Raw genomic sequence first — 9,518 nt, forward strand, 5'->3', positions numbered from 1 at the left:
CGGCCACTCTCTCGTCGTGCGGTGCCGGGGGCACCGGCCGGGTCACTTGCGCTTGCGGATCTCCTCAGCGGCCTGCGGGACGATCTTGAACAGGTCGCCCACCACGCCGAAGTCGGCCAGCTCGAAGATCGGCGCCTCGCCGTCCTTGTTGACCGCGACGATGGTCTTCGAGGTCTGCATGCCGGCCCGGTGCTGGATGGCTCCGGAGATGCCGAGCGCGACGTAGAGCTGCGGGGAGACCGTCTTACCGGTCTGGCCCACCTGGAACTGGTGCGGGTAGAAGCCGGAGTCGACGGCCGCGCGGGACGCGCCGACGGCACCGCCGAGCAGGTCGGCCAGCTCCTCGACCAGCTTGAAGTTGTCGGCGTTGCCGACACCTCGGCCGCCGGAGACGACCACGCCGGCCTCGGTGAGCTCGGGGCGGGAGCCCTTCTGCTCGGCGACCCGCTCGACGACCCTGGCCAGCTTGTCGGTGTCGGTGACCGTGACGGTGAGCTGCTCGATCGCCGGGGTGGCCGCCGCCGGGGTGGGGGTGACCGAGTTGGGCCGGACGGTGACCAGCGGCAGGCCCTTGGTGACCTTGGACTTGACGATGGTGGAGCCGGCGAAGGCGATCTGCGTCGCGGTGCCGTCGGCGTCGAGACCGACCACGTCGGTCAGGATGCCGTTGTCCAGCTTGACGGCGAGTCGGGCGGCGATCTCCTTGCCCTCCTGGGCCGAGGCCAGCAGGACGGCGGCCGGCTGCACCCGCTTGACCAGTTCGGCCAGCACCGTGGCCTTGGGGGCCACCAGGTAGCCGTCGATCTCGTCACCCTCGGCGGCGTAGATCTTCTCCGCGCCGTACTCGCCCAGCTTGCCGCTCAGCGCCTCGGCGGCGCCGGCGCCGCCGAGCACCACCGCGCTCGGGGTGCCCAGCTCGCGGGCGAGGGTGAGCATCTCCAGGGTGACCTTCTTGACGCCGAATTCCTTGGTGGCTTCGACGACGACGAGAACCTCAGACATGTCCAGACCCGCTCTCACACGAACTTTTCGGTGGCGAGGAACTCGACCAGCTTGACGCCGCCCTCGCCCTCATCGGTGATCTTGGCGCCGCCGGAGCGCGGCGGGCGCTTGGTGTGCTCGACGACGGCGCTGGTGGCGCCGTCGAAGCCCACCTCGGCGGCTGCGACGCCGAGGTCGGCCAGGGACAGCGTCTGCACCGGCTTCTTCTTGGCGGCCATGATGCCCTTGAAGGAGGGGTAGCGCGGCTCGTTGATGGTGTCCCAGACGGAGACCACGGCCGGGGTGGAGGCGGTGACCACCTCGTAGCCCTCCTCGGTCTGCCGCTCGACGGTCAGCGTGGCGCCGTCGACGGTGAGCTTGCGGGCGCCGGTGAGCGCCGCGACACCAAGCCGCTCGGCGAGCATGTGCGGCAGAACCTGGACCCGGCCGTCGGTGGACTCGGCACCGCAGATCACCAGGTCGGCGCCGAGCTGACCGAGAGCGGCGGCGAGCACCTTGGAGGTGGCGACGGCACAGGAACCGTGCAGGGCGTCGTCCAGCACGTGGACGGCCTTGTCCGGGCCCATGGAGAGCGCCTTGCGGATCGACTCGGTCGCCCGGTCCGGACCCATGGTCAGGATGGTGACCTCGCCGCCGTGCGCCTCCTTGATCTTCAGCGCCTCCTCGATGGCGTACTCGTCCATCTCGTTGATCACGTTGTTCGCCGAACCGCGGTCGACGGTGTTGTCGTCATTGCGCAGGTTGCGGTCCGCGCCCGAATCAGGCACCTGCTTGACGAGTACGACGATATTCATCGCGCTTCGACGACCCTCCTGTGTGGTGATGCGATTCGCTCGCCCGGTATGGGGCGCAGCGTCGCGCGTCGGTCGACGCCAGGTCAACCGCGGGCTGTTGTGCAGTTGCCCACCGCGCAATGTTACCTGCCGGTAGCTTGCACTCCCGGGCCACTCAGGGTGACACAGCTCACCGACCGGTAGCCGGTCAGGCCGGCTCGGCCAACGCGCCTCGGATCTGGTCGATGGCCACCGCCTCGGCAGGCGCCACCCCGTCGTGCGCCCGGGCCACCCGGTCCGCCGCGGTCAACACCAGCGAGCGGTACGCCTCGACGTCCTGCGGTGACTTCTCCTGCAGGATGCGTACCGACTGCCGCAGTGCCGGCAGCACCACCGACTCGATCTCCAGCTGCGAGTCCCGGGGAAGCCGAGGCAGCGGGCCGGAGGTCAACGCCTCCTTGACCGTGCCGCTGGCGTCGGCGAGCGCGCCGGACGCGGCCAGGCTCTCCCGGAGCACCCCCAGCACCCCAGGGTCGGCGTTGGAGACCAGGAAGACGGCACCGAAGGCACCCGTCTTGAGGGTCAGCCGCTCCTCGTCCGTCAACCGCTGCTCCATGATCACGGAGTGTAGACGTACGGGGTGGTGGTGGTGACCGCGACGAGGCCGAGCCGTTGCAGGATCGGCCGGCTGTCCTCGGAACAGTCGACCTGCAACAGCGTTCGGCCCCGCTGCTCGGCCAACCGCGCCCGGTAGGTGACCAGCGCCCGGTAGATGCCCCGGTGACGCCACTGCGACAGGGTCGAGCCGCCCCAGAGGGTGGCGAAGCCGGTGTTCGCCGGGAACCGAACCCAGCCGGCGCTCACCACCGTCCCGTCCGCCTCGGCCACCACGATGGTGATCGAGTGCGGGTCGGCGTCGATCTCCTTGGCCAACCCCCGGACCAGGTGCGAGCGGTCCTCCTGCCAGACCTCCTCCTCCATGGCGGCGATCCGCTCCAGGTCGGCCCGGGAGGTCACCTCACGCAGGCGTACCCCCTCGGGGCTGACCGGCAGCGCGGCGGCCAGCGGCGCGACCGGCCCGACCACGACGGTCTCCCGGTCCTCCGGCACGAAGCCGGCGGCGCGCAGGCGGTCCGCCAGGTCCGCCGGTTCGTCGTGCCCGTTGAGCTTCCACTCGACCGACTGACCCCGCTCGCGGAACAGCTCCACCTGCCGGGCGATCAGCTCGTCCAGCGCGTCGCCGGCGAGTCCGCCGAGGTCGCGGTAGGTGAGGAACCCGCCGGCGTCGAGCCCGACGATCCGGACCAACGGCCCGTCCCGCTCCACCGTCACTCCGGCCGGGACCGGATCGGGGATCTCCGGACGGAGCTGGTTGTCGTAGGCGGCACGCAGGGTCATTACGTCGAGATCGGTCACCGGCCCAGGCTAAGTGGGAGGGGAAGCGAATAATCGGCACCATGTGGGCGGCGATCAGGCACTGGTTCGACCCGGCGGAGCTGCGCTCGGTCGGTGAACCGCCGGACTACCGGTTCTCGCTGGCCAACGAACGCACCTTCCTCGCCTGGCTGCGCACCGGGTTGGCGCTGGTCGGCGGTGGGTTGGCTGCCGCGCAGTTCCTGCCGCCATTGCCGATGAGCCACCTACGGGAGGTGATCGCGGTCGCACTACTGCTGCTCGGCGGCACGGTCGCGATCCGCGCGGTGGACCACTGGGCGCGTACCGAACGGGCCATCCGGCTCGGTCAGGAGCTGCCCGCATCCCGGTTTCCCGCCATCCTCGCCCTCGCCGTCGGCGCCGGCGCGCTGCTGCTGGTGGTCGCCGTCCTGGTCCGGGCGATCGGCGGGCGGTGAGCACCGCCCGCGACCCGGGGCTGCAACCGGAGCGGACGCGGTTGGCGTGGCGGCGCACCCTGCTCACGGTGACCGTGGTGGCCGCGCTCGCCGTCCGGCTGGCGTCGCCGGGCGGCCCGACCGGGGCGCTGATCGCCGGCCTCACCGTGCTGGTGTGGGGTGCCCTGCTGGTGCTCTGCTGGCCCCGCGGCACCGGCACCGGGCCGGCCCGCACCGGCGGCCGGACCCTGCCCCTGGTCGCGTTGGGCACCGTAGGGCTGGCGCTACTGGGAGTGCTGGCCGTGCTTCGCGGACTGTGGTGACGCGACCCGGTGCGCCATGATGGGTGAATGGTCCGGCTGTACGTTCTCCTCTTCCTGGTGCAGATTGTCCTCGCCGTCTGCGCGCTGATCAGTTGTCTCTCCGCCGAGGAGGGTCAGATCCGCTCCCTGCCCCGGATCGTCTGGGTGCTGATCATTCTGTTCTTCCCGCTGGTCGGGTCGATCGCCTGGTTCGTCGCCGGTCGGGAGCCCAACTCCGGCGCCGGCAAGGGTTGGTCGGGCGGCACCGTTCAGCGGAAGCAACGCCGGCCGGTCGCCCCCGACGACGACCCGGAGTTTCTCCGCTCGGTGCAGGACCGCGCCAAGCAGCAGGACCAGGAGCTCTTCCAGCGCTGGGAGGAGGACCTGCGCCGCCGCGAGGACGACCTGCGCCGCCGCGACGACGAGCCGCCCCGCGAAGGCGACCGGCCGGAGGTGTGAACGCCACCGCCGCCGCCCGCTGGGGGCGACGGCGGGTGGCGGGTGCGACTCAGGCCAGGTTCGACGATCGGGGGTACGCGTCGGTCGGGTCGGTGAGCACGTTGACCAGGTACGGCACTCCGGCGTCGAACGCCCGCTGCAGGGCCGGGCCCAGATCGGCCGCCTTGGCGACCGTCTCCCCTGCCCCGCCGAGCGCGCTGACCACCGTGTCGTAGCGCAGCTCCGGCTGGAGGTCGGCGGCCACGTCGTAGCCGTACATGGCCTGCATCGGGTGCTTCTCCAGCCCCCAGATGCCGTTGTTGCCGACGACGATCACCACCGGCAGCTTCTGGCGGACCAGTGACTCGACATCCATCAGCGAGAAGCCCGCGGCACCGTCGCCCATCAGCACGCAGATCTGCCGGTCGGGGTGGCTGACCCGGGCGCCCATCGCGTAACCCATGCCGGTGCCGAGGCAGCCGTACGGGCCCGGGTCCAGCCAGGTGCCGGGCTGGGCCGGCTCCAGGTAACGCCCGGCGTACGACACGAAGTCGCCGCCGTCGCCGATGGTGATCGCGTCGCGGGCCAGCACCCGACGCAACTCGCCATAGATCCGGGCCGGGCGGATCGGGTCGGTTTCGGCAGCCATCTCGGCGGCGTCCCGGGCCTTCGCCGCGTCCTCGGCGACGCGCAGGTCGGCGATCCAGTCGGTGTGGTCGGCCCGGTCACCGGAGTGGTCGGCCAGCGCGGAGAGGATCAGGCGCAGGTCACCGGCGGGGGCGGCAGTCGGGTGCACGTGCGTCGCCCGCTGACTGGGCGCGTCGACGATGTGCACCACCTTGGCGTCGCCGAAGTCACCGAAGCTGAGCCGGAAGTCCAGTGGGGTGCCGACGACCACGACCACGTCGGCGCCGGAGAGCGCGGCCCGGCGGGCCTTGGCGAACGCGAGCGGGTGCTCCGGCGGGAGCGAGCCGCGACCCATGCCGTTGGTGAAGACCGGCACCTGCAACGCTTCGGCCGCCTCGCGCAGTGCGGCGACGGCGTCGCCGGCGTACACGTCGGAGCCGGCGATGATGACCGGTCGCTGCGCCGCGGCGATCAGCATCGCGGCGCGGCCGACCTCCTCCGGGTCCGGTACGACCGGGTCGACGCCCGTCACGGCGGGCAGCTCGACCTCGGCTACCGAGAAGACCGTCTCGAGCGGGAAGTCGAGGAAGGCCGGGCCGCGGTGCGGGCTCAGCGCGGCGTTGAGCGCGGCACCCACCGCGCGCGGAATGTCGTCGGTGCTGAACACCGTCTCGGCGTGCTTGGTGACCGGGGAGACCAGTGGCAGGTGGTCCATCTCCTGCAGGCTGCCGGAACCCCAGCGGAACGCGGGCGCGCGACCACCGAGCACCAGCACCGGGGAGGCGTTGAAGAACGCGCTGGTCATGCCGGAGATGCCGTTGGTGACACCGGGGCCGGCGGTGAGCACGGCGAGGCCGGGGCGGCGCTGCAGCTTGGCCACGGCCTCGGCGGCGAAGACCGCGGACTGCTCGTGCCGGACGTCGTAGATCGGGAAGTCGTTCTTGTGCGCGGCGTCGTAGAGCGGGAAGACGTGCCCGCCGGAGAGCGTGAACATTTCCCGTACGCCGTGCGCGCGCAGTGCCGCGAGCGCCAACTCGCCGCCGTGACCCTCGATCCGCTCCGTCATGTCGCTCCCATCGTCCGTGGCCGGGATCACAGGTTACCGGCCGGTCACTTGACCGTCCGACCGTGGTCCCGGCCGATGGACGCTGCGAGTCAGGGCAGTTGGGGTGTTGCCGACGGGTCAGCGGCCGGTGAAGCCCGGCTTGCGCTTCTCGACGAAGGCCACCATGCCCTCGCGCCGGTCGTCGGTGGCGAACAGCGCCGCGAAGAGCTGCGTCTCCCAGGCCAGGCCCGAGGTCAGGTCCATGTCCAGGCCGCCGTCGACCGCCAGCTTCGCCGCGCGCAGCGCCTGTGCGGGCCCGGTCAGGTACGGGGTGATCAGCGCGACGGCCGTGTCGTACACCTCGGCGGCCGGGGCGACCCGGTCGGCCAGGCCGATCCGCAGCGCCTCCTGCGCGTCCACCATCCGCCCGGACATGATCAGGTCCTTGGCGCGGGCCGGGCCGACCAGGCGGGCCAGCCGTTGGGTGCCGCCCGCACCCGGGATGATGCCCAGCTTGATCTCCGGTTGGCCGAGTTTGGCGTCCTCGGCGACCACTCGCCAGTCGCAGGCCAACGCCAGCTCGCAGCCGCCACCGAGGGCGTAACCGGTGATCGCGGCGACCACCGGCTTGGGGATCCGGGCGATCGCGCCGAGCGCGCTGGACAGGTTCGGCGCGCGGTCGACCATGTCCACGTAGGACATTTCGGCCATCTGCTTGATGTCCGCGCCGGCGGCGAAGACCTTCTCCCCGCCGTACACGATGACGGCGCGGACCTCGGGGTCGGCGGCGGCCGCGTCGGCGGCGGCGCGCAACTCCTCCTGCACCTGGGTGTTGAGCGCGTTCATCGGCGGCCGCTCCAGCCGGATCGTGCCGATGCCGTCCCTGGTCTCCAGCCGAACGAACTCGCCCACGCTGCCCTCACTTCCTCGTCGAAGTCGCGTGCCAACCTTACGACCCGGCTCGTTTGGGTAAGTAGTGTGGTGTCAGCGCCCGGGCGGGAGTCCAGCCATGATCACTTATTACGACGACAGGTCGGTGCAGGTCACCTCGACCGCCTTCCGAGTCGACGGCCGCAGCTACGCGCTGACCGACATCACCATGATCTGGCACCGCCGTGGCACCCGTTCGTGGCGCGTGCTCGTGGGCCGGGGCGCGATCGGCGCCGCACTCGCCGGTCCGTTGGTCGCGGCGGTGCTCGGCGTCGGCGTGGCCGTCTGGCTGCACCGCTCGCCCACGGTGACGATCGCGATCGTCGGCGCGTCGGTGCTGGTCGGCTTGGCCGTCGGGCCGGTCGCCGACTTCCTCTTCGAACACCTGGACCGCTCGTACGCCCGGGGCAGCCGCCAACTGGAGATCTGGGCCCGTTGGCGCGGCCAGCCGGTGCGGTTGCTGCGCACCGGTGACGCGCTGCGCTTCGGTCAGATCTACCGGGCGGTGCAACGGGCGGTCGAGCACAGCCAACCGGCCCGCCCCGGCACCCGCCGCTAGACGAGTAGGTCCTAACCCTGGCCAGGCTGTGGGCGCAGCCCCTGCCGGTGGTTAGGCTTAGTGATGACCCTCTATTACCGGGACGACGCGGTGCAGGTGACCTCCGAGTCGATCCGGGCGGGCGGTCGCGTGATCGCCCTGTCCGACGTGACGTTCGTCTGGCACGCGCGGGGGCAGAAAACCCTCGCCGTCCGCGGCCGTGTGCTGGGGCGCGGTGTCCTGGTGCTGCTGCTCTCGCTGCCGCCGTTGGTCGCCGTGGTCTGCGTGCTGTCACTGGCGTGGTCAGCTCAGGACCGGGGCAACTGGCAGCTGGCGCTGATCATCCTCGCCGCCTGCGCGGTGGGGGCGTTGGTGCTGGTGCCGTTCCTGGAGATCCCCCTGGGCTGGCTGGACCGCTCCTACGAGCGTGGCAGCCACGTGCACGAGCTGTGGGTGCAGCACCACGGCCGGGAGGACCTGCTGGTACGCACCCCGGACGCGCTACGGTTCGGGCAGATCTACCGGGCCGTGCAGCGCGCCGTCGAACAGCACGGAGACCATCGATGAGCGTCACCGCAGTGTCGCCGTCGGGCGGTTACGGCACGGCCGACGCACACTTGACCCCATGGCGATTCCCCTCCCCACCCCGGCCGCCGTGGTCGGCCTGACCCGCTCCGCTCTCGACCAGGCGCTCGGCTCGGCCGCCTCGATGGCCGCCGTGCCCACCCGCGCGTTCGCGGTGCTGGACGGGGTGGAGGCGCTGCTGGCCCGAATCAACGGCGTGGTCGACCGGATCGAGACGACCCTGGACCGGACCGACCAGGTGCTCACCAGCGCCGAGGCCGCGGTTCGCGAGGTGGCGGTCATCAGCGCCGCCGCGACCACCGCCATCGACACGGCCACCGAGGTGGCCACCGCCGCCGCCGTGGTCGTCGCCGAGGCCGACCGGGTCTCCCGGGCGGCGGGCACGGTGGTCGCCGAGGCCGACCGGGTGGCGAACCGCGCCGCCGCCACCGTGGGCACCGCGACGGAGGCCGCCGCCACGGCGGCCGAACTGCTGGCCGCGTACGAGCCGGCGCTGCGCCGGGCCGCGCCGATGGCCGGGCGGTTCGTCGAGGAGTTGAGTCACGAGGAGATCAGCGCGGCGATCCACCTGATCGACGAGTTGCCCAAGCTCAAGGAGCACCTGACGGCGGACATCCTGCCGATCCTGGCCACCCTGGACCGGGTCGGGCCCGACCTGCACGACCTGCTGGACGTGACCCGCGACCTCAAGCTCGCCGTGGCCGGCATCCCCGGGCTGGGCATGCTGCGCCGACGTGGCGAGAAGCTCGCCGACGAGCCCGCCAGCTGAGCCCTCGCCCGCCTGCGCGGTGGCTCAGCAGTCGCAGGTGATCGTCGTGGTCGGCGCGGTGAGGTCGTCGACCGGTCGCCGGGTCAACCCGCACCAGTGCCGGCAGCGCGGCCGGGCTGGACCTCTGCGTGCACGTGGTTCGGCGCGACCATGGCGCGGCAATCGCCAACGCGGTCGCCCGACGGCTGGTGATCCCCCCGCACCGTGACGGCGGGCAGGCCCAGTTCGTCGAGGCACCGGTACCCGCCGACCCGGACGACGACCGGATCGCGGGCAGCATCGACTGGGCGCTCGCCCACCTCGCCGAGTCGCTGAGCGTGGCCCAACTCGCCGGGCGGGCGCACATGTCATCCCGCACCTACCTGCGGCACTTCGCCCGGGCCACGGGGACCAGTCCGATCCGTTGGCTCATCGACCAGCGGATCCGCGCCAGCCTGACCCTGCTGGAGGAGACCGACGCACCGGTCGAGCAGGTCGCCCGCACGGTGGGCTTCGACACGCCGGTGACCTATCGGCACCACTTCGGCCGGGTCATGCTGACCTCACCGTCGGCGTATCGCCGGGCCTTTCGCACGGGGGCGGGTCAGCGGACGTGCTCAGGCCGGCTTGGACGAGAAATTCCCAACCCTGGCTGGGGCGGTGAGCGCAGCCGGCGGCCGGCGGTGACCGTCGGTCACCTC

General features: G+C 71.8%; 12 protein-coding genes and 1 pseudogene. 7 read left to right on the top strand and 6 right to left on the bottom strand.

All coding sequences use genetic code 11. From position 1 onward, the window contains the following. Positions 1 to 42: 42 nt before the first annotated feature. The 4 genes from C7C45_RS20980 to C7C45_RS20995 all read right to left on the bottom strand — a co-directional run bounded on the left by C7C45_RS20980 (position 43) and on the right by C7C45_RS20995 (position 3,191). Positions 43 to 1,002: an electron transfer flavoprotein subunit alpha/FixB family protein gene (locus C7C45_RS20980; protein ID WP_110565395.1), complete on the bottom strand. Its 960-nt coding sequence runs from the start codon at positions 1,000 to 1,002 to the stop codon at positions 43 to 45. A 14-nt stretch (positions 1,003 to 1,016) separates the two neighbouring features. Then, the gene (locus tag C7C45_RS20985; RefSeq protein WP_110565396.1) at positions 1,017 to 1,796 is read right to left on the bottom strand and encodes an electron transfer flavoprotein subunit beta/FixA family protein; all 780 of its coding nucleotides are present in this window, start codon (positions 1,794 to 1,796) and stop codon (positions 1,017 to 1,019) included. Positions 1,797 to 1,983: 187 nt separating this feature from the next. Next, the gene (locus C7C45_RS20990; protein WP_110565397.1) at positions 1,984 to 2,397 is read right to left on the bottom strand and encodes a hypothetical protein; all 414 of its coding nucleotides are present in this window, start codon (positions 2,395 to 2,397) and stop codon (positions 1,984 to 1,986) included. Further along, the gene (locus C7C45_RS20995; RefSeq protein ID WP_110565398.1) at positions 2,394 to 3,191 is read right to left on the bottom strand and encodes a GNAT family N-acetyltransferase; all 798 of its coding nucleotides are present in this window, start codon (positions 3,189 to 3,191) and stop codon (positions 2,394 to 2,396) included. Before C7C45_RS20995 ends, C7C45_RS20990 begins: the two co-directional genes overlap by 4 nt. A gap of 41 nt (positions 3,192 to 3,232) precedes the next feature. Here C7C45_RS20995 and C7C45_RS21000 point away from each other — a divergent pair, with 41 nt between their 5' ends. From C7C45_RS21000 to C7C45_RS21010, 3 genes are read left to right on the top strand one after another with little or no spacing between them, the layout of a single operon-like run. Then, positions 3,233 to 3,625: a YidH family protein gene (locus C7C45_RS21000; protein ID WP_110565399.1), complete on the top strand. Its 393-nt coding sequence runs from the start codon at positions 3,233 to 3,235 to the stop codon at positions 3,623 to 3,625. Further along, on the top strand, positions 3,622 to 3,927 hold the full coding sequence (locus tag C7C45_RS21005; protein WP_110565400.1) for a DUF202 domain-containing protein: 306 nt from the start codon (positions 3,622 to 3,624) through the stop codon (positions 3,925 to 3,927). Before C7C45_RS21000 ends, C7C45_RS21005 begins: the two co-directional genes overlap by 4 nt. Positions 3,928 to 3,954: 27 nt before the next feature. Beyond that, on the top strand, positions 3,955 to 4,365 hold the full coding sequence (locus tag C7C45_RS21010) for a PLDc N-terminal domain-containing protein (protein ID WP_110565401.1): 411 nt from the start codon (positions 3,955 to 3,957) through the stop codon (positions 4,363 to 4,365). Between the two features lie 49 nt (positions 4,366 to 4,414). Here C7C45_RS21010 and C7C45_RS21015 read toward each other — a convergent pair whose 3' ends face one another. Both C7C45_RS21015 and C7C45_RS21020 read right to left on the bottom strand, forming a co-directional pair. Further along, positions 4,415 to 6,037, bottom strand: a complete 1,623-nt coding sequence (locus tag C7C45_RS21015) for an acetolactate synthase (protein ID WP_110565402.1) — start codon at positions 6,035 to 6,037, stop codon at positions 4,415 to 4,417. 117 nt (positions 6,038 to 6,154) lie between these two features. Continuing rightward, on the bottom strand, positions 6,155 to 6,928 hold the full coding sequence (locus C7C45_RS21020; protein WP_110565403.1) for an enoyl-CoA hydratase/isomerase family protein: 774 nt from the start codon (positions 6,926 to 6,928) through the stop codon (positions 6,155 to 6,157). Between the two features lie 97 nt (positions 6,929 to 7,025). On the opposite strand from C7C45_RS21020, the gene C7C45_RS21025 reads away from it, so the two are divergent. From C7C45_RS21025 to C7C45_RS21040, 4 genes and pseudogenes are all read left to right on the top strand, one after another. Continuing rightward, positions 7,026 to 7,505 carry a DUF6232 family protein gene (locus C7C45_RS21025; RefSeq protein ID WP_110565404.1) on the top strand — a complete coding sequence of 160 codons (480 nt, stop codon included), beginning with the start codon at positions 7,026 to 7,028 and terminating at the stop codon, positions 7,503 to 7,505. A gap of 63 nt (positions 7,506 to 7,568) precedes the next feature. After that, complete coding sequence (locus C7C45_RS21030; RefSeq protein ID WP_110565405.1) at positions 7,569 to 8,051, top strand: DUF6232 family protein; 483 nt, start codon at positions 7,569 to 7,571, stop codon at positions 8,049 to 8,051. 58 nt (positions 8,052 to 8,109) lie between these two features. Continuing rightward, positions 8,110 to 8,838, top strand: coding sequence for a hypothetical protein (locus tag C7C45_RS21035; protein ID WP_110565406.1), 729 nt, complete (start codon positions 8,110 to 8,112; stop codon positions 8,836 to 8,838). 80 nt (positions 8,839 to 8,918) lie between these two features. After that, a pseudogene (locus C7C45_RS21040) lies at positions 8,919 to 9,425 on the top strand (helix-turn-helix domain-containing protein); the annotation flags it as partial. Positions 9,426 to 9,518: the final 93 nt, after the last annotated feature.

This window comes from Micromonospora arborensis, assembly GCF_003205615.1.
Lineage (GTDB): Bacteria > Actinomycetota > Actinomycetes > Mycobacteriales > Micromonosporaceae > Micromonospora > Micromonospora arborensis.

What these genes read in the sequence shown, in the direction of transcription:
- C7C45_RS21030 (WP_110565405.1), top strand. Translation starts at nt 7,569, where the DNA reads ATGACCCTCTATTACCGGGACGACGCGGTGCAGGTGACCTCCGAGTCG.
- C7C45_RS21000 (WP_110565399.1), top strand. Translation starts at nt 3,233, where the DNA reads ATGTGGGCGGCGATCAGGCACTGGTTCGACCCGGCGGAGCTGCGCTCG.
- C7C45_RS20980 (WP_110565395.1), bottom strand. Translation starts at nt 1,002, where the DNA reads ATGTCTGAGGTTCTCGTCGTCGTCGAAGCCACCAAGGAATTCGGCGTC.
- C7C45_RS21015 (WP_110565402.1), bottom strand. Translation starts at nt 6,037, where the DNA reads ATGACGGAGCGGATCGAGGGTCACGGCGGCGAGTTGGCGCTCGCGGCA.
- C7C45_RS21010 (WP_110565401.1), top strand. Translation starts at nt 3,955, where the DNA reads ATGGTCCGGCTGTACGTTCTCCTCTTCCTGGTGCAGATTGTCCTCGCC.
- C7C45_RS21025 (WP_110565404.1), top strand. Translation starts at nt 7,026, where the DNA reads ATGATCACTTATTACGACGACAGGTCGGTGCAGGTCACCTCGACCGCC.
- C7C45_RS20985 (WP_110565396.1), bottom strand. Translation starts at nt 1,796, where the DNA reads ATGAATATCGTCGTACTCGTCAAGCAGGTGCCTGATTCGGGCGCGGAC.
- C7C45_RS21035 (WP_110565406.1), top strand. Translation starts at nt 8,110, where the DNA reads ATGGCGATTCCCCTCCCCACCCCGGCCGCCGTGGTCGGCCTGACCCGC.